The sequence below is a fragment of the Anaerococcus hydrogenalis genome, from assembly GCF_002871895.1.
In the GTDB taxonomy this organism is placed as follows: domain Bacteria; phylum Bacillota; class Clostridia; order Tissierellales; family Peptoniphilaceae; genus Anaerococcus; species Anaerococcus hydrogenalis.
Map to the genome: position 1 here is coordinate 193,929 of NZ_PNHP01000002.1, position 21,981 is coordinate 215,909.

Genomic DNA, 21,981 nt, shown 5'->3' on the forward strand with positions numbered 1-21,981 from the left:
ATTCAAAATCTTTCATATCAAAGAATTTTTTTAAAAAACAAATAAAAAAAGCCAGCATAGCTGACTTAAGAAATTATTTGACCAATCAAATAATCATCAATTCTTTGGGTGATTTTTATATCTTTAATTTCATTTATTTCAACATCATCTTTTGTGTGAACCCTTAAATAATTTGTAGAATATCCTGACTTATATCCATCAAGTTCTGTTTTTGTTTCAAACAAAACTGATAAAGTTTTTCCAATCTGCTTATCCAAAAATTCATGAGAATTTTTCTTTTCTATTACTGAAAGCTCTTTCGACCTTCTTTTTTTAGTATTACCATCGACTTGATCTTTCATACTAGCGGCCTTTGTTCCATCTCTTTTAGAATATTTAAAAAGATGAGTCTTAGAAAATTTAATATCTCTTACAAAATCCTTTGTTTGCTCATGATTTTTTTCACTTTCATTTGGAAAACCTACAATAATATCAGTAGTTAATCCAGCATTTGGGAAATATTCCCTAATCAAGTCAACTTTTTCCTTGAAAATTTTTGTATCATATTTTCTGTTCATTAGTTTTAGTACATCATCTGAACCTGATTGAAGGGATAGATGAAAATGGTCACATGCTTTTTTTGTATCTTTCATTCTTTGTAAAAATTCCCTATCAATATGTCTTGGCTCCATTGATGAAAGTCTAATTCTTTCAATTCCATCAATTTTAGCAATATGTTCAATTACATCTATCAAGGAAATATTTAAATCCAAATCTTTTCCATAACTTGCAACATGAATTCCAGTAAGGACAATTTCTTTAAAGCCATTGTCTCTTAATCTTTTTGCCTCGTCAATAATTGATACCAAATCTCTTGATGCAATATTTCCCCTTGCATAAGGAATCAAACAATAAGAACAATACATATTACAACCATCTTGAATTTTTATATAGGCACGGGTCATATCAGCTTGGTTAGAAATTTCTAAGTCTTCAATAGCCTCACCTATTTTAAATTCTTCCACATCTTTAGTTTTAACATGGTCATTTATAAAGTTTTCACAAAGATCTACAACTTCTTCCTTATTTCTTGATCCTAAAACAATATCAACGCCTTCAATCTCTTTTACTTCATCTCCCTTAACTTGGGAATAACAACCAATAACTGCAATAATTGCATCCTTATTTTCTTTTCTAGCTTTTGATATTGTCTGTCTAGATTTTCTATCGCTCATATTTGTTACGGTACAAGTATTTATAACATAAATATCAGCATTGTCTTCTTTTTTTTCAAAACCTCTTTTTTTGAATAACTCTTCAATGGCTTCAGATTCATATTGGTTAACCTTACAGCCTAGGGTTTTTATATTAAATGTTTTACTCATTAATCAAACAAATCCTTTAATTTTTCAAAAAAGTTCTTATCTTCTTTTACCACATCACCAGAAATTTCTGAAAACTCTTTTAATTTTTCTTTTTGAGCCTTGGATAATTTTGTTGGGGTAATAACTTTTACATAGAAATAAAGATCACCTTGTCTTTTAAACCTATCAGATTTTATTCCTTCATTTTTTATCCTAAATTTAGTCCCAGTTTGGGTTCCTGCTGGTATATGATATTCTTTGGTAGTAGTTAGGGTTGGAATATCTATATTTCCACCAAGGGCTGCTGTTGTAAATGAAATTGGCATTTCATAGTAAATATCAAGTCCATCTCTTTTGAAGATTTCATGTTCTTCAACCTTTAGGATTATATACAAATCTCCATAAGATCCGCCATTTTCTCCAGCATTTCCCTTTCCAACAACTCTCATTACAGAATCATTTTCTACACCAGATGGTATATCGACTTTTATTTTTTCATTTTTGATTTTTTTACCACTTCCATTACAATCTGGACATTTTTCTTCAATTATTTCACCTGTTCCATGGCAGTGGTCACAAGTAGTTTGACGAGAAACTGTACCAAATGGAGTTTGACTTACGTTATTTATAACGCCCGTTCCATTACACTTAGGGCAAGTTTTTATTTTACTTTCATCTTTTGCACCTTTTCCGTGGCAAGTTTCACATTCAACTTCTCTTCTTACTTGAATTTCTTTAGAAATTCCAAAAGCAGATTCTTTGAAAGTTAATTTTACAACTTGTTGGATGTCAGATCCTTTTCTGGCCCTTCTTCTTTGTTGGCTTCTTCCTTGTGAGAAGATATCTCCAAAAATATCTCCAAATATATCATCAAAGCCACCAAAACCACCAGAAAATCCACCAGCACCACCGCCATTTTCAAAGGCTGCAGCTCCATAAGTGTCGTATTGACGTTTTTTTTGTGGATCAGATAAGATTTCGTAAGCTTCTGAAATTTCTTTAAATTTTTCTTGAGCCTCATCGTCATCTGGATTTAAATCTGGGTGATATTTTTTTGCAAGTTTCCTATATTTTCTTTTTAATTCAGAATCAGTGACATTTCTGTCAACTTCTAACAATTCATATGGGTCTTTCATTTATCCTCCAATATAAAAAAAATAAATTATTGCTAATTTATTTGTCCTAATCTTAATTTATAATTTTATACTTTTATCTAAGCCCAAATATTATACCACTTTGATAAAAAAATTAAATTATATTTTAAAATTTAAAATAAAAATAAAGAATAAGAAGCAAGGCCTCCTATTCTTTAAATTTTATTTATTTTTTATTCTTCGTCATCATCTACAACTTCATAGTCAGCATCTACTACATCGTCATCAGATTTTCCAGCATCTTGTCCTTCTTGACCTGCTTGAGCGTTTTTGTACATTGCTTCACTCATTGAGTAGATTTCTTGTTGTAGGGCTTCTGTTTTTGCTTTGATATCTTCAGTATTATCAGCTTTTATGCTAGCTTCAAGATCTTTGATTTTTTCTTCAATCTTATCTTTTTCGCTTCCTTCAACTTTTGCATCTTCTAAAGTTTTTCTTGCTTGGTAAACTAAAGATTCTGCATTGTTTTTAACTTCAATACCTTCTTTTTTCTTTTTGTCATCATCAGCAAATTTTTCAGCTTCTTTTACTTTTTTATCTATTTCTTCTTCTGTTAAGTTTGTTGATGAAGTAATAGTAATTTTTTGTTCTTTTCCACTACCTTGGTCTTTTGCTGATACATTTACAATACCATTTGCATCTATATCAAAGGTAACTTCGATTTGTGGAACTCCACGTCTTGCTGCAGGAATACCTGTTAATTGGAATCTACCAAGTGTAGTATTGTCTGCTGCCATTTCTCTTTCACCTTGTACAACGTGAATGTCAACGTCAGTTTGTCCATCTGCAGCTGTTGTAAAGATTTGAGATTTTTTAGTTGGAATTGTTGTATTTCTTTCAATTAATTTTGTAGCAACTCCACCGAGAGTTTCAATTCCTAAAGAAAGTGGTGTAACGTCAAGAAGTAATAAGTCTTTAACTTCTCCTGTTAAAACTCCACCTTGAATTGCAGCACCAAGTGCAACACATTCGTCTGGGTTTATATCTCTTTGTGGTTCTTTTCCAATTATATTTTTAACTAAGTCTTGAACTGCAGGAATTCTTGATGATCCACCTACAAGTAATACTTTTTCTATATCGCTTGATGATAAAGAAGCATCTTTTAGGGCATCTTCAACAGGTTTTCTTGTAGCTTCTACAAGATCATGAGTTAATTCATCAAATTTTGCTCTTGTAACTGTAATATCTAAGTGAACTGGTTGTCCATCAACAGCTGTAATAAATGGTAGGTTTACATTAGTTGTTTTTGTTGATGATAATTCTTTTTTAGCCTTTTCTGCAGCATCTTTTAATCTTTGCATAGCTGTAAGATCTTTTGTTAAATCAACGCCTGTTTCTTTTTTAAATTCAGCTGCTAAATAATCAACTAATCTATTATCAAAGTCGTCCCCACCTAGTTTATTATTTCCTCTTGTAGATAAAACTTCAAATACCCCATCGCCTACTTCTAGAATTGAAACATCGAATGTACCACCACCAAGGTCATAAACCATAATTTTTGCTTGGTCAGTTTCTTTATCCATTCCATAAGCAAGAGCTGCTGCTGTTGGTTCGTTTATAATTCTTTTTACATTTAAACCTGCAATTTTTCCAGCATCTTTTGTAGCTTGTCTTTGAGCATCTGTAAAGTAAGCAGGGACTGTGATTACTGCATCAGTAACTGTATCATTTAAATATCCTTCTGCATCTGATTTTAATTTTTGTAAAATCATAGCTGAAACTTCTTCTGGTGTGTAAGAATTTCCATCAATTTCACCAGTTTTATAATCAGTTCCCATCTCTCTTTTAATTGATGAGATTGTTCTATCAGGATTTGTTATTGCTTGTCTTTTTGCTGTTTCTCCAACAAGTCTTTCTCCATCTTTTGTGAAAGCTACAACTGATGGTGTTGTTCTATTTCCTTCAGTATTTGGGATTATTGTTGAATCCCCACCTTCCATAACGGCAACTGCTGAGTTTGTTGTTCCTAAGTCAATTCCTATAATTTTTGCCATAATATTCTCCTCCTATTTTGCAACTTTAACCATGCTTGGTCTAATTACTCTATCATTTAGTTTGTATCCTTTTTGATAGGTTTCTATAATATAATTTGATTTAAAATCTTCGTTTTCTTCAGTTTGAAAAGCGTGGTGGAAGTTTGGATCAAATTCTACACCATCAGATTCAATTTCTTCAAGTCCTTCTTTTTCCAAAACTTTCCATAAAGAATCCCTTGTCATTATTATTCCTTGAACAAAAGAATCTTCTTTGTCTTGATCTTTTAGTGCCCTATCAAAATTATCTAAAACTGGTAATAGTTCTTCGATTAAATTTGATGAAGCAAACTTTTTAAAATCAGACCTTGCTTTTTCTTCTCTTTTTTTGAAATTTGTAAAATCTGCCAATAGTCTTTGGTATTTTTCTTTGTATTCACTATCATCATTATTTGATAAATCTTCTTCTACATTACCGTCTTCATCAACTATTTCAGCATCAATTTCTTCTAATTCTTCGTCTATATTTTCTATATTTTCAACATTTTCATCATGCTTTTTTTCATTGTCCACCTTTAACACCTACCTTATTATTTGCTAAGTAAATCTGATATTAGCTTGATGTCAGAAATAACTTCCTTATAATCAATCCTTGTAAGTCCTATTATTCCAATTTGGCCTACAATGTCTTTGTCATAATTAAAATGTGAAGTTATAATTGTGTTATCTTTCAATTCATTTATCTCATTTTCATCACCAATAGTAATTTTTAAATCACTTTCGGAATTTTCAATCAATTCCCAGATTCTTTCCTTACTATCGAATATCTTAATAAACTCTTTAGCCTTTATCGGATCTTCAAATTCTTTGAAATTAAAGATATTGCCTAGTCCCTTTATAATTACTTCTTTTGTTAAATCACTTAAAGAATCATTATTTATTTTTTTCTCCAAAATATCTAACAAATTCTCATATTTCTTAAAACCATTTTTCTTAAGTCTATCAAATATTTTAGAAATATCCTTTAAACTCTCACCTTCTATACTTTCTTTTAATGTTGTAGAAATATTTGCTAGCTCATCATCATTAATTTCATCAACCATGTAAATTCTATCGCTTATTAAGCTTCCATTATCATAAACAACAATAAATAAAAGTACATTAGGATCAATTTTTAAAATTTCTAAATTTATTACCTTAGTGATATTATTTCTAATAGTATAAGAAACGGCTGTAAGATTTGTCATCTTTGCCAGAAGCAGTGTTGCAGTCTCCACAATTTTTGAAACATTACCATATCTTTTATCAAGAATTCTTTCCAAATCTTCATCTTCTCTAATATTTAATGAACTTTCTAATAAATTATCAACATAAAGTCTGTAACCCTTGTCTGATGGGTACCTTCCTCCAGATGTGTGGGCCTTTTCCAAAAGTCCCATTTTTTCAAGAGTGCTCATCTCATTTCTAATTGTTGCAGACGAAATATCTAGTGAATATTCATTAAGTAATGATTTAGAACCAATAGGCTCTCCAAGATTAACGTATGAGTTTATAATGGAAAAGAGTATCATCTTTTTTCTCTCGTTCATTATTTTCACCTCATTTAGCACTCCAATTATCTGACTGCTAATTATAGTATACTAGCTAATTTTCTTTTTGCAAGTTATATTATTTCAATATAAAATTCATTTGATAAATCAAAGCCCTTATGGGTAAATTTTAAGCTTTGATCAATTTCAAAAAATCCTTCTTTATAAAATTTTTCAATCATTTTACTATATTTTTCTAAGAGAGAATGGCCAAAAATATTTTCGAATTCTTCTAAATCAATTCCCTCAACTTCTCTTAATTTAAAAATTATATATTCTTTTTCTCTTTCATCATTTGAGATAAATTCTCTAAACTCTATTGGGAATTTCCCCTCATTAATTAAATTTTCATATTTCACAAAATTTTTCACATTATTATATCTAACATTTGACAAAAATCCTGATGCCCCAAGACCAAAGGCAAGGTATCCTCCTTCTGACCAATATTTTTTATTATGGTAGGATTCAAAGCCTTTTTTTGAAAAATTAGAAATTTCATACCTATTTAGTCCAATATCTTTTAAGTAAACTTCAATATAGGAAAAAATATCTCTTTCCAAATCATCATCCATAAGTTTAAGTTTATCTTTTTTATAAAGACTATAAAAATGAGATCCTTTTTCAAGTATTAAGGAATAGTAGGATAAATGTTCTGGATTTATTTTTTTTATTATCTCCAAATCATTTTTTATAGAATAAAAATTTCCACCAGGAAGGTTTAAAATCATATCCAAAGAAAGATTATCAAAACCTGCCTTTCTAATATTTTCTATATCTTTTATGACAATTTCCTTGTTATGGTCTCTGCCAATTTTCTTTAAAACTTCATCATCAAAGGATTGAACGCCAAGAGAAATCCTATTTATACCTAAACTTTTATATGCCTTTAATTTTTCTAAGCTTAAAGAGTTTGGGTTAGCTTCGATTGTAAATTCTTTAACCTGACTTAGGTCAAATTTATTAAGTATATCTACAAGCTCTTTAATATATTTGAAATCAACGTAGGTTGGGGTTCCACCGCCAATATAAATAGAATCGACTTCAACATCCATATTTTTTTGGTATAAGATTATTTCTTTTTTTAAATTTTCAAAATAAGGCTTTATCCAAGATTCTAAATTTGGAAATGCTGTAAAATCACAATAAAAACATTTTTTCTTACAAAAAGGTATGTGAACATAGATTCCAATTTTTTCCATATTTTCTCCTTAAATTTTTCAAAAAAAAGTTAGGATTTATCTTCACTTCAATTATTAAAAGTATTCAAAGCCTCATGCTAAGAATAGCATACGGAAAAAATTGATTTGATTTCAAATTTAAAAATCCCTTAAAAATCGCACCGTTCGAGTGCAAGCGAGTTTGCGATTTTAGAATTTTTAAATTTAGAAATCTTCAATTTTTGAAATCCGATATTCGTGCTTGAAGCTTTGTTACTAACTGAAGTTAAGATTTATCCTAACTTTTATTCATCATCATATTTCAATACAGCAAGGAAGGCATCTTGTGGAATTTGTACGCTTCCTAATTGTCTCATTCTCTTCTTTCCTTCTTTTTGTTTTTCTAGAAGTTTTTTCTTTCTTGATATATCTCCACCGTAACATTTTGCAATAACGTCTTTTCTCAAAGCCTTTACTGTTTCTCTTGCTATAACTTTTGAATCAATTGTAGCCTGGATTGGAATTGCAAATTGTTGTCTTGGGATTTGGTCTTTTAATTTTTCAACTATTGATCTTCCCCTAGCATAGGCAAAATCTTTGTGAACAATTGTTGATAAGGCATCAACCCTCTCTTCATTAATTTTTATATCAAGTTTGATTAGATTACTTTCTTCGTAATCTACAACTTCATAATCAAGGGATGCATATCCTTTTGATCTTGATTTTAAAGAATCAAAAAAGTTATAAATTACTTCATTTAAAGGAATTTTGTATTTAATTAAAACCCTATTTTCATCAATATAGGACATATCAATAAGCTCTCCACGTCTTGATTGGGCAAGTTCCATTACAGGTCCTATATAATCCTTTGGTGTCATTATTTCAGATATTGTTATAGGTTCTTTTACATAGTCTATTTCTGATGGGGCTGGAAAATCATTTGGATTTTCTAATCTTTTTTCTTCGTGCCCTTTTGTTTTTACCCTATAGATTACTGAAGGTGCAGTTGCTATTATGTCAAGATCATATTCTCTTTCAAGTCTTTCAGTAATAATATCCATGTGTAATAGACCCAAAAATCCACATCTTAGTCCTACTCCCAAAGCTTGTGAATTTTCTTGCTCAAAAACTAAGGCTGCATCATTAACTTGAAGTTTTTCCAAAGAATCCTTTAATTTGTTGTAAGATTCTCCTTCTGCAGGATAAATTCCAGAATATACCATTGGTAAAACTTCCTTATATCCTGATAGAGCAGAATCAGTAGGATTATTTTTTAAAGTTATGGTATCACCAACCCTAGCATTTCTTATATCTTTAATGCTTGCTTCAATAAATCCTACATCTCCACTTTTTAAATCCTTGGTTTCAATCCTATTTTTCATAGTATATCCAACGCCTGTTACTTCGTAAGATTTGCCACTTGCCATCATCAAAATTTCATCTCCTGCCTTTACGCTTCCTTCAAAAATTCTAACATAGCAAATTACTCCCCTATAAGAATCATAATATGAATCAAAAATTAAAGCTTTTAGGGGTTTATCATCATGATCTTCTGGTGCTGGAACATTTTCAATTATATCTTCCAAAACATCGTCAATATTAAGGCCGGTTTTGGCAGAAACTAAGGGAATATTTTCTGTATCCAAACCAATTTGATTTTCTATTTCTTCTTTTGTCTCATCAATTCTTGCACTTGGCAAATCAACCTTATTTAAAACTGGTAAAATTTCCAAATCTTGTTCGAGGGCAAGATAAGTATTTGCCAAAGTTTGTGCCTCAACTCCTTGGGAAGCGTCAACAACTAAAATTGCTCCCTCGCACGCCTTCAAGGATCTTGAAACTTCATAAGTAAAGTCCACATGGCCTGGTGTATCTATTAAGTTTAAATCATAAACTTTTCCGTCATTAGCCTTGTATTTTAACTTTACAGATTTTAATTTTATTGTTATTCCTCTTTCTTGCTCAAGTTCCATGCTATCTAACATTTGATCATTTATTTCACGCTTTGCAACAGACTGAGTTTTTTCTATAAGCCTATCTGCAAGGGTAGATTTACCATGGTCTATGTGGGCAATTATTGAGAAATTTCTTATATTTTCTTTTTTCCTCATTATCTATTTTCCTTATCTACAAATCCTATATCATATATTGGGAAAAATCTTAAAAATGCATGTCCTACAATTTTTTGATCAGAAATTGGTCCAAAATTTCTAGAATCGTTACTAGCATTTGGCAATCTATTATCTCCCATTACAAAATACTCTCCATCTTTTACTTGCCATGAAGAATTTTCATTTGTTGTGAGAGTTTCATCATTGTTTATATAATTTTCTTCATAGACTTCCCCATTTACATAAACATCTCCATCATTTATTTCTATATTGTCTCCAGGCATACCAACTATTCTTTTTATATATAAAGTATCAGCTTGGTCGGGAGCATCTATTATTACTATATCTCCTCTTTCATATCCTTTAAAATGTTTTGAAACCTTATCAACAAATAGCATATCGCCGCTATGTAAAGTATTTAGCATAGAATTTCCTTCTACCTTAGTTGCATCCATCACAAATATTTTTATAAAAAAAGCAATAACTAAGGCTAATAAAATTGTTTTTATCCAATCAAGAAATTCTAAATCATTAGATTTTTCTGTCATATTACACCTCTCTCATTTTTTAATTATAAACGAATATGGCAAAAGTTCCAAATATTTTGATTTTAAAAAAAGATAAAGATTTGTAATAATGTAATTTTTATGGTAAAATAAATCAGTCGATATAAATTGGGGGTGAAAAAATGGCAAACATTAAATCAGCAATAAAAAGAATTGATGTAACAAGAAAACAAACTGCTAGAAATAAATCAGTAAAATCTGAAATAAAAACTTATGTTAAAAAATTTGAACAAGCTATAGAAAATAAAGATAGCGAAAAAGCTAATGAACTTTTCAAAACTGTTGATAAAAAAGTAAAAAAAGCAGCAGCTAAAAACATAATTCACAAAAATCAAGCTAGTAGAACATCATCAAGATTAGCTAAAAAATTAAATTCATTAAATGCTTAATTTTTAATCGGTTCATTCAAAACTTGCGACTTAGACAAGTCGCCAAGATTAGAATGAGTCGATTTTTTTATTTAGAAAATTTTTCAATCAAGATTAACATGTTTAAATTCATATCAAAATCTTGACTTTTTTGTTTTAGATCACACTTATATAAAAATTCTTGAATATCAAATAAGTCATCAAGACTAAAATTTCTTATAAATCCCTTGTCTTTTCTTAATTCAAAGCTTGAAATTCCCAAAGATTTTTGTATAAAGGCATCATTATATGAAGCCTTTGTTAATACTTTTATACCAATCAAATTTCTTATATGTCTTACTATCATGTGAAAAATTTTAAAAATTTCATCCATATCCTTTGCCATATATAAATATGTATTCATTGCAGATTTACTATCCCTGACCGATAAGGCGTCTGTTAGGTTAAAAATATTTAAGTCTAATATTTTATCTAGTTGATCTTGGACATCTTCAATAGAAACTTCAATTTTATCGGAATTTGCAATAATCTTATCAACAGTATTTATAACCTCATAAAGATCAATTTGGGAATTTTTATTTAAATAAGAAAACCTATCTATGATTTCATTTATATAGGATTTTTTAATTTTCTTTTTATTTTTTACAAATCTTTTACCAATAAAAGATACCAATTCATTATTATTTAACCTATCAATTTCAACTATATTTCCATATTCTTTTATAGTTTTATAAAATTTCCCCTTAAAGACATTATCTTCAGCAATTACTATAAGGGTTAAAAATTCCGGAATATTTTTAGCATCATCAATCAAAAGCTTACATATGTCATCATATTCTTTTATAGAATTTTTTGATAAGTCAATATTTCTCCAAATAAGAACCTTTTTATCTTCCATTATAGGATAGGTATCCATGGCAGTTTTAATCTCTTCTAGGCTCTTTTTCCCCTTTATTTCAGTATAATTAAAGTCCGGAAAGGATATCAAATCCTTGGCTTGGTCTATTATTGTCTCTTTCAAATATTCTTCTTTAGAATCAATTAGATAAATTCCGCTTGTATTTTTTTTAAATAAATCAGTCATAAATTCCTTATAATTCATCTAAAAAATCCTCCTTTTACATATTTTTTTACCTTAAATGAATTTTTGTAAAAATCAATTTGGCAATATCCATCCCTTTGACTATTACAAATTTCAATATTTTTTAAATTTTCTAAAACTTCCTTTGAGGGATGGCCATAGGTATTTTTTCTTCCTGCAGAAATTAGGGCAAGTCTTGGACTTGTAATTTCTACAAATTTTTTTGATGTCGAAAATCTTGATCCATGGTGGGAAACTTTTAAAATATCTATATCCCTTGCAATAATTTCTTCCTTATCCCCGGGCAAATCTCCCATATCTAAAATCTTAAAATTATTAATCTCAATTAAAAGAGGCATAGAATTCTCATTTTCCCTTCCATCAAAATTTCTCAAACACCTTACTTTAAAAGTTTTCCCCTCATACACATCTACCTCTTTCATTTCTTTAAAAGAGTGAATTTTTCCTAAGTTTCTATTATACTTATTTGAAATAATTGGGCCAAGCTTAAAATTATTTTTAAGTTTCTCTATACTTCCCATATGGTCTTTGTCCTCATGAGATACAAAAACAGCCTTGATTTTTTTAACTCCCTTGGCCTTTAACAAAGGTATGGCAATTTTTTCACTTGAAGAATAATTTTTAAAGGAAACTTCCCCACAATCAAATAAATATACATCCTTACCATCTTGCAAAATAAAGAAATCCCCTTGACCAATATCGATCATTTGAAAAGAAATTGGCCTATTCTTATCTTTAATTATAGAAAACATTACAATAAAAATTGATAAGACCAAGAAATTTTTTGCCCTTATTTTTTTATTGGTAAATTTTACCATAATAAATAAAAGTATTAGGTAATAAAAACAAATTAAAATAGATTCTTTTGGAAATTCAAGGCTAAAAATTGAAAATGAATTTAAAAAGCTAACTATATTTAAAATAGACCCTATTAAAAAATCTAAAATATAGAAAAATATTCCCAAAAGTCCTCCTAAAAATGGATATAAGATAATTATTCCAAAAATCATATACATAGATATAGTAAAAATAGGAATAACCAAAAAATTTGCAAAAAAACTTAGCAAATTGAAAAATCCATAGTAATAAATTATATGAAAGGCTAAAGTAACTTGTAAAGTCAAGGTAAAAATTAGACTTTTCTTTATGTATGTATATTTTTTTCCTCTAACAAGGCTTGGATAAATTACATAAATTGCAAATCCTGCCAAAAAAGATAGGAAAAACCCAGAGTTGAAAATGGCAAATGGATTAAAAAATAAAATCAATAACATTGAAAGTATAAGATTTTTATACATATCCCTTCCTTTTTTTAACAAAAATGCTAAGTAAGAAAAAGAATACATTAAAAGTACCCTAATTACCGAAAAGGGAAAAGAAATTAAATATCCATAGAACAAACAAAAGCCTAGAGAAATTGGATAGGAATATTTATAAGAAATCCCAGATTTTATAAGCAAAAATAACAATAAAGTAAGGATTAAGTCTATATGGAGTCCAGAAATTGCCAAAATATGTGAAAGACCTAACTTATTCAAAGCTTCCCTATCATCAAATCTTTCAGATAAAATAACAGATTTTATAAACAAAAAAGATTTTTTTGATAAATTTTCCCCAAAACTTTTCTCAATATATATCCTAAAAGACCTCTTAATTTTTAAAAAAACAGAAGATGAATAGCCTAAATTTTTATAAGATTTTATATCAAGTTTTGACTTAATATTTTTAGAAAGTAAAAATTTCCTATAAGAAAATAAATAAGGGTTAGTGTTAGTCTTATGCCAAGAAATTTTACAATTTGCCCTTAGTCTTTGTCCAATTTGGAAATTTTTATGGCTAATAAAAGAAGATTTTTCATTGATTTTTTCCTTTTTATTTGTTGCTTTCACATAATATGTATAAAAATCTTCATTTTTTGCCTTATCAACTACAATAAGGTTTAAATCTAAATCATTATACCTATCAAGTTTATAAGAAGAAAAAGAAAAAACTCCAAGAAAAAGTCCCAAAGAAAAACCTAAACAAAGATACGAAAAGAAAGATTTTCTAATAAAAAGAAAAACTGCCCATACAAATAAGCCTATAATTAAATAAGAAAAATTATAAGCCTCATACAAAGTAAAAATTCCAATCCCTGCCAACAAAGAAATAAGTAAAAAAAACAAATTTTTTCTCATAAGATTCTCCTGAATTTATTATAACATATGATATAATAAATTAGAGGTAATTTTATGAATGATTTGTTATACATTAGTCATCCACAATTAAATAAAATTGATTCCAAAATTATTAAGACCAAAAGTGAAGGAAAAAATACAAAGATAATTTTGGATAGGAGTATTTTTATGCCAACTTCTCCATTTCTTTTAGATGAAAATCCAAGAATTTCAGGAAATGAAGTTAGCCATATTAGATTTATTAATGGAAATTTGATACATACAATAAATAATAAAATAAAATCATCTTCTGTTAAGCTTAGTTTTGATAAGGACATAAGACTTAAAAATATGGATTATAACACAGCTTTTTTTATTTTTAAATCTTTATTTTTAAAATATTATAACAACAAAGACCTTACTTTAAGAATAAAAGACAATTATTCTCAAATTAAGGTTTCAAATTTTTATGAGAATTTTTCAATAGATGATTTTTTAAGATTATTTAATAAATTGATAGATTTGGGATTAAAAATTAATAAAGATAGAGATTTTGTTGAAATCAAAGGTTTTGACAAAGACTTTAATTCTGGAGTCTACCATAATAATACAAAGTATTTACAAGGTATTTTTGTTCTTTCAGTTGAAAAAATAGATGAAACTCTCTTAATTGATTTTATTACAGGTTCTGACTATAAAAATTTTACAAAAAATAATATAAAAGTGATTAGTGAAATTAAAAATATTTCTTTTTCTGAAATTAATACATCGGATAAGCTTAGAAAAATAATTTCAACAATCCAAAAATCGACATATATTTAAAAGGCCCTTGCATTTGCAAGAGCCTTATTTTTATTTTACAAGTAAATTTAATATTTTTCCTGGTACATAGATTACCTTAAATATATTTTTACCGTCTATATATTTTTGAATATTTTGATCATTTTCTGCACTTGTTACTGCATCTTCTTGATCTGCATCCTTTGAAATTTTTATTGTAGCCCTAACTTTTCCATTTACTTGAATAGGAAGTTCTATAGAATCAAATTCAAGTTTGCTTTCATCGTATTCAGGCCATGATGTTTGGTTTAATTGACCTTCAAAACCAATTTCTTCCCACAATTCTTCAGTTAAATGAGGAGAAACTGGATTTAATAAGATTAGATAAGTTTTATAATCTTTTTTAGTGATTTTTCCAATATTTCTCATCTCATTTAATAAACTCATTAGAGCAGCAATTGCCGTATTATATTTTAGTGATTCATAGTCTTCAGAAACTTTTTTAATAGTTTGATTAATTAAAATTTCAATTTCTTTAGTATATTCATCCCCATCTTCTACTAAGTCATAAAGATTAAATACTCTTTCCAAATATTTTCTACAACCCTTAACGCCTTCGTCTGACCAAGGAGCTGTTGACCTAAAATCACCAATAAACATTTCATAAGCTCTAAGGGTATCTGCCCCATAATCTCTTACAATATCGTCAGGATTTACAACATTTCCTCTTGATTTTGACATTTTTTGATGGTCTTCTCCCAAAATCATTCCGTGAGAAGTTCTTTTCTTGTATGGTTCTTTTGTAGGAACTTTTCCTAAATCATACAAAAATTTATGCCAAAATCTTGAATAAAGTAAGTGAAGTGTAGTATGTTCCATTCCCCCATTGTACCAATCAACAGGTGTGTAATAATCTAATTTTTCTTTACTAGCTAAGTCTTCATTATTATTTGGATCAATATATCTTAAATAATACCAAGAAGATCCTGCCCATTGAGGCATGGTGTCAGTTTCTCTTTTTGCAGGCTTTCCACAAATTGGACAAGTAGTATTTACAAATTCATCTATTTTTGAAAGTGGACTTTCCCCATCATCAGTAACTTCATAAGAATCAACATCTGGTAATTTTATTGGTAAATTTTCTTCCTTTTCAGCAACCCATCCATGTTCTTCACAATAAATCATTGGGATTGGTTCACCCCAATATCTTTGTCTAGAAAATACCCAATCACGAAGTTTATAGTTTACCTTAGCTGAACCTAGATTTTTTTCTTCAACAAATTCAATTATTTTCTTTTTAGCATCTGCTACAGTAAGTCCATTTAGAAAATCTGAATTAATCAAAAGTCCCTTATCAATTGAAGTTGTTGGTAAATCTTCATCCCCCGTATCTATTACAGGAATAATTGGCATTTCAAATTTTTGTGCAAATTCAAAGTCTCTTTCATCATGAGCAGGAACTGCCATAATAGCACCTGTTCCGTAAGAAATTAAAACATAATCAGAAATCCAAATTGGAATTTCTTTTCCGTTTACAGGATTTATAGCAGAAATTCCATCAAGTTTTACACCGGTTTTTTCCTTTGTAAGCTCACTTCTTTCAAAGTCAGATTTTTTCTTAGCAAAATCTTGGTATTCTTTAACCTCATCTAAGTTTTTAATCTCATCTTTAAATTCTTCAAGCATTGGATGTTCTGGTGCAATTACCATATAGGTTGCCCCAAAAATTGTATCAGGTCTTGTTGTGTAGACATTTAATTTATAGTCTTTATCTTTTAAAGAAAAATTAATTTCTGCACCGTGACTTCTACCTATCCAATTTTTTTGTTGAGTCTTTATTTTTTCTTCATAATCAACTTCATCTAAATCATCAATAAGCCTATCAGCATATTCTGTAATCTTTAACATCCATTGATTTTTAACCTTGTGAGTTACCTCTGACCCACATCTTTCACATTTTCCATCAACAACTTCTTCATTTGCAAGACCAACTTTACATGATGGACACCAGTTAACTGGCATTTCTTTTTTATAGGCAAGGCCATGTTTGTATAATTGAATGAAAATCCATTGAGTCCATTTGTAATAATTTGTATCTGTAGTGTTTATTTCTTTGGACCAATCAAAAGAAAATCCTATTGATTTCATTTGAGCCTTAAAATTTTTTATATTATCTCTAGTTACTATAGCTGGGTGAATATGATTTTTTATAGCATAATTTTCTGTTGGAAGGCCAAAAGCATCCCATCCCATTGGATAAATTACATTTTCTCCTTCAAGTCTTCTTTTCCTAGCTACTATATCTAAAGCTGTATATGGTCTTGGGTGACCTACATGAAGACCTTGACCAGATGGGTAAGGAAATTCTACCAAAGGATAGAATTTTTTCTTATCTGTATCAAGTTCTGATTTAAAGGTTTCTTCTTCATCCCATATTTTTTGCCATTTTTTTTCAATGGCATTTGGATTATATTCCCTCATATTTTCTCCTTAATTTTTTGATGCAAAAGAATTAACTGTTCTTGGGTAAGGTATAACGTCACGGATATTTTTCATTCCTGTAAGATACATTACAGCCCTTTCAAAGCCAAGTCCATATCCTGAATGAACAACTGTTCCATATTTTCTTAAATCTAGGTAATTTTGATATTCATCAATTTTCAATCCATTATCTTCCATAGATTTTACAAGCTCGTCATATCTTTCTTCCCTTTGACTTCCACCTATAAGCTCACCCACTGCAGGAACAAGCATATCAAAGGCAGCTACAGTTTTTCCGTCATTATTTCTTCTCATATAAAACGCCTTAATATCTTTTGGATAATCTGTTACAAAAACAGGACCATCAACTATTTTTTCTGATAAATATCTTTCATGTTCAGTTTGAAGGTCAATTCCCCATTCTACTGGATATTCAAAATCAACATCAGCATTTTTTAATTTTTCAATTGCATCTGTATAGGTAATTCTTGCAAATTTAGCATTTTTAACCTTTGTAAGTCTTTCGATCAAAGTATCATCTATTCTTTCATTGAAAAATTCAATCTCATCCTTACAATTTTCTAAAACATATTCAATCATATATTTCATCATTTCTTCAGCCACATCCATACATACATTATAATCTGCAAAGGCAAGTTCAGGTTCAAGCATCCAAAATTCTGCAGCATGTCTTGGTGTATTTGATTCTTCAGCCCTAAATGTTGGACCAAAAGTATAGATATTTGAAAGAGCAAGAGCATAATCTTCAGCTTCAAGTTGTCCTGATACAGTTAGATATGATTTTTTTCCAAAGAAATCTTTTGAATAATCAACCTTACCATCCTTATCAAGATTTGGTTTTTCTAAATTTTGAGTTGTAACTTGGAACATTTCCCCAGCACCTTCAGTATCTGAAGCTGTAATTAAAGGTGCATTTAAGTAAATAAATTCTCTTTCTTGGAAGAATTTATGAAGGGCATAAGCAAGTTTTGATCTTAATCTAAAAACAGCCCTATAAGTATTAGTTCTAACTCTTAAATGAGGAATAGTTCTCATATATTCAAGAGATTGTTTTTGTTTTTGTATTGGGAAATTCTCATCACTATGACCCAAAACTTCTACTTTATTTGCTTGAAGCTCATAGGCTTGCTTTGCATTATTAGTTTTAACAAGCTTACCAATAACCTTTAAAGAAGCTGACAAGTGTTCTTTTTGTATGCTTTCAAAGTTTTCCAAGTCTTTTCCTACAACAACTTGTAAATTTTTAAAAATTGTTCCATCATTTAATTCTATAAAACCAACATTTTTTGTAAATCTAGCTTGTCTTATCCAGCCTTGAGCTGTAATTTCTTGGTCAATGTATTTTTCAACATCTTTTTTAATCTCTGATAATTTCATCCTCATTTCCTCTCTTTATTTTTTCTAAATTTTTACTAAGTATTTTTTCATAACCTATATCTTTTGACTCATAAAATTTTTCTTTTACAAATCCATCTGGAAGGTAATCTTGTTTTACATAACCATTATAATCATGTGGGTATAAATAAGTATCTTTTACAAGATTTTTACTCCCCTTATAATGTGTGTCTTTTAGTTTATTAGGAACTTCCAGATCTTTTTCATTTTTCACAAAATCCATAGCCTTATTTATAGCAAGGTAGGTAGAATTATTTTTCTTTGCCAAAGATAGATAAATACAAGTTTGAGCTAAAATAATTCTAGCTTCCGGCATGCCAACAGTATTTATTGCTGTAAAGGTATTAGTAGCAAGGCTTAAAGCATAAGGATCTGCCAGGGAAATATCCTCTGATGCAAAAATAATCATCCTTCTTGCTATAAATTTTATATCCTCTCCACTATTTAACATTTTTGCTAAATAGAAAATTGCAGCATCAGGATCAGACCCTCTCATAGATTTTATAAAGGCAGATATAGTATCATAATGTCTATCCCCATTTCTATCATATATAGAAATCTTTTTTTGGATAGAATTAAGTATACTTTGTCGATCAACTTCTATTATACCTTCTTTATCCTCTTGTGAAAATATAGCAATTTCTAAGGCATTTAATAAAGCCCTACAATCGCCATTCGAAAATTTTACTAAGGTATTTCTTGCATCCTTATCAATTTTTATATTTTTATTTTTTAAAACTTTATCCTTAGTCAAGGCCATATCAATTAATTTATGCAAATCCTCATTAGTATGAGCTTTTAATTCAAAAACATACATTCTTGAAATTAGAGCCTTATTTACCTCAAAATATGGATTTTCTGTTGTAGCCCCTATCAAAATAATAGTAGAATCTTCAACAAAAGGAAGAAGATAATCTTGTTGACTTTTATTAAACCTATGAATCTCGTCTATAAACAAAATTGTTTTTTTATTTTCAAATTTTAGATTATCTTTTGCTATTTCAATTTTTTTCTTTAGATCACTTATTCCACTAGCTACGGCAGAAATTTTTTCAAAAGCCATATTTGTAGATTTTGAAATAATTTTTGCAAGGGTAGTTTTTCCAACTCCTGGCGGGCCATAAAAAATAGATGAATAAATTCTATCTGATTTTATCATCCTTCTAATAATTTTACCCTCTCCCAACAAATGGTCTTGTCCCAAAAAATCTTCAATATTTTCAGGTCTCATCCTATCTGCCAAGGGAGCTGATTTTTCTAATTGTCTTTGTCTATTTAGTTCGAATAAATCCATTTTAAACTTCTTTCAAAAAAAGGACCATTGCATAACGAATAAGTTAATCTTTAAAGTCTAAACAAAAATTATTTAAATTTTTATTTGACTTATATTAAAGTTAGACTTAATTCATATTTGCAAAAGCCCTAAATTATCTAATCATTTTCTAAATTTTTAATTTCTTTATAAAAAGACTCAACATCTTTAAATTCTCTATATACTGATGCAAATCTTACATAAGCAACAGGATCTAATTTTTTTAGATGGTCCATGACAAATTTACCAATACTTGATGATGGTATTTCTTTTTTACCAATATGATTAATAGAAATTTCTATCTCATTTGCAATTTTTTCTATTTGATCCATACTTACTGGTCTTTTTTCACACGATTTTACTATTCCACTGATAAGTTTTGCCCTATCAAAAGATTCTCTTGTGTTATCTTTTTTTACAACCATTAGAGTTTGATCTTCATATCTTTCATAAGTTGAAAATCTCTTATTGCAAGTCTGGCAAAGTCTTCTTCTTCTAATAGCGTGATTATCTTCTGTGGCTCTAGAGTCTATGACTTTTGTATCATTTGAGTCGCAATATGGACATTTCATTTTATTTTAAGAAATCTGGTAAATCTATATCATCAAATGGATTTGAAGATTTTTGACTTCTTTGTGCAGGTCTTTGTCCTGTACTTTGACTTGGTCTTCTAGTCTCAATTGTTTCTCTTCTTTTTTGACTATCTTGGTCAAATCCTGTAGCAATTACAGTAATCTTAATATCATCGCCTAGTGATTCATCGCTACCTACACCAAAAATGATATTTGCATCTGAATCGATGTGATCTCTGATTAATTCTGCTGCTTCATTTGCTTCCATTAGACCAACTTCTGCTGCTGTTACATTTAATAATACAGCATTAGCACCTTCAATAGATGTTTCAAGAAGTGGAGAGTTAACTGCTGCTTTTGCTGCATCTACAGCTCTATTTTCACCACTTGCTCTACCAATTCCCATGTGAGCTATTCCTTGATCAGACATGATTGATTTAACATCAGCAAAGTCAAGGTTAATTACGTTTGGTATAGCTATAAGTTCTGAAATACCACTTACAGCATCCATAAGTACTTGGTCTGCCATTTTGAAGGCCTCTACCATTGATGTTCTTTTTTCAACTATTTGTAATAGTCTATCATTTGGTATGGTGATTAATGTATCAACGCTTTCTTTTAAAGCTTCAATTCCACCTTCTGCAGATGTTTGTCTTTTTCTTCCTTCGAAAGTGAAAGGACGAGTTACAACACCTACTGTAAGTATTCCTTGTTCTTTTGCTTTTCTAGCTACAACAGGGGCTGCTCCAGTACCAGTTCCACCACCCATTCCGGCAGTTATAAATACCATGTCTGCTCCCTTTAGTGATTCATCAATTTCTGATTCACTTTCTTCAGCAGCTTTTTCACCAATTTCAGGATTAGCTCCTGCTCCAAGTCCTCTTGTAAGCTTTGCACCAATTTGTAATTTTATATCGGCATTTGCTTCATTTAAAGTTTGTAGGTCTGTATTTAATGCAATAAATTCTACACCAGAAAGGCCACCCTCTCTCATTCTACTTATTGCATTATTTCCACCTCCACCTACTCCAATAACTTTTATTTTGGCTAAGGCGTTATTTTCTACTTCCATATTGATATTTGCCATCTTCCTCCCCCGTTTCATTAAGAATAATATTTTTTAATTATCTTCATCTTTTTCGTCAAGACTTTTTTCTTCAACTTCCACTACTGGATTCTTTCCTTTATCAAGACTAATAGAATATGCTTTTAGTTTTTTATTATCTATATCTTTTAAAACCGAATCAAGTAATTTCAATTTATACTTATAATTTTTTAAATCTCCGAAATTAATCTGAATATCTTTTATTATTATACCAATATCATTATAGTTTTCCAAGTCTATTTCTTTTATGTCCTTACTATATTTTAGCTTTTGCAATAAAGATATAAATTCTAAAATATTTTTATCATCAGTAAATTTTTTACCTATTTGTGGTTTCTTTTTTGGAAGTTTTATTTTTATTAAACTTTTATTATTTAATTTAATCGTCCTATCTAAAACTTTTCCGTTATTAGTAATAATGTATTTATCTTTTTTATATGTCGTGTACATATATGGATATTCTTCTTTAACTTTAACCACAATTTTATCTGGCATTTCTTTATCTATAGAGATTTTTTTAATTATTTGATCCTTTTTTAATTTTTCTATACTTTCTTTTTCGTCATATAGGACAATATTTTTGCCTACTGGATTATTTAATTTTTTCAGTATCTGATCATCTGATAAAACTTTATTTCCTTCTATAAATACTTGAGATATTTTAAAGTATTCATGGTTGAAAAAATTGTATATTAAAATTCCAAGGCTAAGAATTACTAAAAATATAATAAAAATCGGAGTAAATATTTTTTCTTTTCTTTTTATTTTTCTTCTTTTTCTGTTTTTATTACTCATT

The 21,981-nt window shown here is 29.1% G+C and carries 18 protein-coding genes; 2 read left to right on the forward strand and 16 right to left on the reverse strand.

The genetic code is table 11. The features are described from left to right. Nucleotides 1–65: 65 nt before the first annotated feature. From mtaB to lepB, 8 genes are all read right to left on the reverse strand, one after another. On the reverse strand, nt 66–1,364 hold the full coding sequence (gene mtaB / locus CJ192_RS03910; protein WP_102197847.1) for a tRNA (N(6)-L-threonylcarbamoyladenosine(37)-C(2))-methylthiotransferase MtaB: 1,299 nt from the start codon (nt 1,362–1,364) through the stop codon (nt 66–68). Continuing rightward, nucleotides 1,364–2,479 (reverse strand): molecular chaperone DnaJ, encoded by a 1,116-nt coding sequence (gene dnaJ / locus CJ192_RS03915; RefSeq protein WP_004817361.1) that lies wholly within the window; start codon nt 2,477–2,479, stop codon nt 1,364–1,366. The genes mtaB and dnaJ overlap by 1 nt, the downstream gene beginning before the upstream one ends. A gap of 191 nt (nt 2,480–2,670) precedes the next feature. Further along, entirely contained in the window at nt 2,671–4,491 is a 1,821-nt protein-coding gene (gene dnaK / locus CJ192_RS03920; RefSeq protein ID WP_102197848.1) for a molecular chaperone DnaK, read from the reverse strand. Between the two features lie 12 nt (nt 4,492–4,503). Next, on the reverse strand, nt 4,504–5,043 hold the full coding sequence (gene grpE / locus CJ192_RS03925) for a nucleotide exchange factor GrpE (protein ID WP_102197849.1): 540 nt from the start codon (nt 5,041–5,043) through the stop codon (nt 4,504–4,506). Nucleotides 5,044–5,060: 17 nt separating this feature from the next. After that, a complete protein-coding gene (gene hrcA / locus CJ192_RS03930; RefSeq protein ID WP_102197850.1) occupies nt 5,061–6,059 on the reverse strand; it encodes a heat-inducible transcriptional repressor HrcA in 999 nt (332 codons plus the stop codon). 74 nt (nt 6,060–6,133) lie between these two features. Continuing rightward, nucleotides 6,134–7,258 carry a radical SAM family heme chaperone HemW gene (gene hemW / locus CJ192_RS03935; RefSeq protein WP_102197851.1) on the reverse strand — a complete coding sequence of 375 codons (1,125 nt, stop codon included), beginning with the start codon at nt 7,256–7,258 and terminating at the stop codon, nt 6,134–6,136. A gap of 263 nt (nt 7,259–7,521) precedes the next feature. Beyond that, nucleotides 7,522–9,327 (reverse strand): translation elongation factor 4, encoded by a 1,806-nt coding sequence (gene lepA / locus CJ192_RS03940; protein ID WP_102197852.1) that lies wholly within the window; start codon nt 9,325–9,327, stop codon nt 7,522–7,524. Next, the gene (gene lepB, locus CJ192_RS03945; protein ID WP_102197853.1) at nt 9,327–9,875 is read right to left on the reverse strand and encodes a signal peptidase I; all 549 of its coding nucleotides are present in this window, start codon (nt 9,873–9,875) and stop codon (nt 9,327–9,329) included. The genes lepA and lepB overlap by 1 nt, the downstream gene beginning before the upstream one ends. A 140-nt stretch (nt 9,876–10,015) precedes the next feature. Between lepB and rpsT the strand changes: the two genes are divergently transcribed. Beyond that, the gene (gene rpsT / locus CJ192_RS03950; protein WP_004817328.1) at nt 10,016–10,282 is read left to right on the forward strand and encodes a 30S ribosomal protein S20; all 267 of its coding nucleotides are present in this window, start codon (nt 10,016–10,018) and stop codon (nt 10,280–10,282) included. A 67-nt stretch (nt 10,283–10,349) separates the two neighbouring features. On the opposite strand, the gene holA is transcribed toward rpsT, so the two are convergent. Beyond that, nucleotides 10,350–11,363: a DNA polymerase III subunit delta gene (gene holA / locus CJ192_RS03955; protein WP_102197854.1), complete on the reverse strand. Its 1,014-nt coding sequence runs from the start codon at nt 11,361–11,363 to the stop codon at nt 10,350–10,352. After that, a complete protein-coding gene (locus CJ192_RS03960) occupies nt 11,360–13,540 on the reverse strand; it encodes a DNA internalization-related competence protein ComEC/Rec2 (protein WP_102197855.1) in 2,181 nt (726 codons plus the stop codon). The genes holA and CJ192_RS03960 overlap by 4 nt, the downstream gene beginning before the upstream one ends. Nucleotides 13,541–13,594: 54 nt before the next feature. Between CJ192_RS03960 and CJ192_RS03965 the strand changes: the two genes are divergently transcribed. After that, nucleotides 13,595–14,341, forward strand: a complete 747-nt coding sequence (locus CJ192_RS03965; protein ID WP_102197856.1) for an alanyl-tRNA editing protein — start codon at nt 13,595–13,597, stop codon at nt 14,339–14,341. A 30-nt stretch (nt 14,342–14,371) separates the two neighbouring features. On the opposite strand, the gene leuS is transcribed toward CJ192_RS03965, so the two are convergent. The 6 genes from leuS to CJ192_RS03995 form a co-directional block, all read right to left on the reverse strand. Further along, nucleotides 14,372–16,780 carry a leucine--tRNA ligase gene (leuS, locus tag CJ192_RS03970; protein WP_102197857.1) on the reverse strand — a complete coding sequence of 803 codons (2,409 nt, stop codon included), beginning with the start codon at nt 16,778–16,780 and terminating at the stop codon, nt 14,372–14,374. A gap of 9 nt (nt 16,781–16,789) precedes the next feature. Next, complete coding sequence (gene asnS / locus CJ192_RS03975) at nt 16,790–18,178, reverse strand: asparagine--tRNA ligase (RefSeq protein WP_004817351.1); 1,389 nt, start codon at nt 18,176–18,178, stop codon at nt 16,790–16,792. Next, nucleotides 18,159–19,490 (reverse strand): replication-associated recombination protein A, encoded by a 1,332-nt coding sequence (locus CJ192_RS03980; RefSeq protein ID WP_102197858.1) that lies wholly within the window; start codon nt 19,488–19,490, stop codon nt 18,159–18,161. The genes asnS and CJ192_RS03980 overlap by 20 nt, the downstream gene beginning before the upstream one ends. Before the next feature lie 137 nt (nt 19,491–19,627). Then, nucleotides 19,628–20,080: a transcriptional regulator NrdR gene (gene nrdR / locus CJ192_RS03985; RefSeq protein ID WP_004815125.1), complete on the reverse strand. Its 453-nt coding sequence runs from the start codon at nt 20,078–20,080 to the stop codon at nt 19,628–19,630. A gap of 1 nt (nt 20,081) precedes the next feature. Continuing rightward, the gene (ftsZ, locus tag CJ192_RS03990; protein WP_004817366.1) at nt 20,082–21,167 is read right to left on the reverse strand and encodes a cell division protein FtsZ; all 1,086 of its coding nucleotides are present in this window, start codon (nt 21,165–21,167) and stop codon (nt 20,082–20,084) included. 33 nt (nt 21,168–21,200) lie between these two features. After that, nucleotides 21,201–21,980, reverse strand: coding sequence for a cell division protein FtsQ/DivIB (locus tag CJ192_RS03995; protein ID WP_102197859.1), 780 nt, complete (start codon nt 21,978–21,980; stop codon nt 21,201–21,203). Nucleotide 21,981: the final 1 nt, after the last annotated feature.

Excerpts from the sequence above, each read along its gene's own strand:
- mtaB (WP_102197847.1), bottom strand. The coding sequence starts at position 1,364 with ATGAGTAAAACATTTAATATAAAAACCCTAGGCTGTAAGGTTAACCAA.
- dnaJ (WP_004817361.1), bottom strand. The coding sequence starts at position 2,479 with ATGAAAGACCCATATGAATTGTTAGAAGTTGACAGAAATGTCACTGAT.
- dnaK (WP_102197848.1), bottom strand. The coding sequence starts at position 4,491 with ATGGCAAAAATTATAGGAATTGACTTAGGAACAACAAACTCAGCAGTT.
- hrcA (WP_102197850.1), bottom strand. The coding sequence starts at position 6,059 with ATGAACGAGAGAAAAAAGATGATACTCTTTTCCATTATAAACTCATAC.
- hemW (WP_102197851.1), bottom strand. The coding sequence starts at position 7,258 with ATGGAAAAAATTGGAATCTATGTTCACATACCTTTTTGTAAGAAAAAA.
- lepA (WP_102197852.1), bottom strand. The coding sequence starts at position 9,327 with ATGAGGAAAAAAGAAAATATAAGAAATTTCTCAATAATTGCCCACATA.
- lepB (WP_102197853.1), bottom strand. The coding sequence starts at position 9,875 with ATGACAGAAAAATCTAATGATTTAGAATTTCTTGATTGGATAAAAACA.
- rpsT (WP_004817328.1), top strand. The coding sequence starts at position 10,016 with ATGGCAAACATTAAATCAGCAATAAAAAGAATTGATGTAACAAGAAAA.
- holA (WP_102197854.1), bottom strand. The coding sequence starts at position 11,363 with ATGAATTATAAGGAATTTATGACTGATTTATTTAAAAAAAATACAAGC.
- CJ192_RS03960 (WP_102197855.1), bottom strand. The coding sequence starts at position 13,540 with ATGAGAAAAAATTTGTTTTTTTTACTTATTTCTTTGTTGGCAGGGATT.
- CJ192_RS03965 (WP_102197856.1), top strand. The coding sequence starts at position 13,595 with ATGAATGATTTGTTATACATTAGTCATCCACAATTAAATAAAATTGAT.
- leuS (WP_102197857.1), bottom strand. The coding sequence starts at position 16,780 with ATGAGGGAATATAATCCAAATGCCATTGAAAAAAAATGGCAAAAAATA.
- asnS (WP_004817351.1), bottom strand. The coding sequence starts at position 18,178 with ATGAAATTATCAGAGATTAAAAAAGATGTTGAAAAATACATTGACCAA.
- CJ192_RS03980 (WP_102197858.1), bottom strand. The coding sequence starts at position 19,490 with ATGGATTTATTCGAACTAAATAGACAAAGACAATTAGAAAAATCAGCT.
- nrdR (WP_004815125.1), bottom strand. The coding sequence starts at position 20,080 with ATGAAATGTCCATATTGCGACTCAAATGATACAAAAGTCATAGACTCT.
- ftsZ (WP_004817366.1), bottom strand. The coding sequence starts at position 21,167 with ATGGCAAATATCAATATGGAAGTAGAAAATAACGCCTTAGCCAAAATA.
- CJ192_RS03995 (WP_102197859.1), bottom strand. The coding sequence starts at position 21,980 with ATGAGTAATAAAAACAGAAAAAGAAGAAAAATAAAAAGAAAAGAAAAA.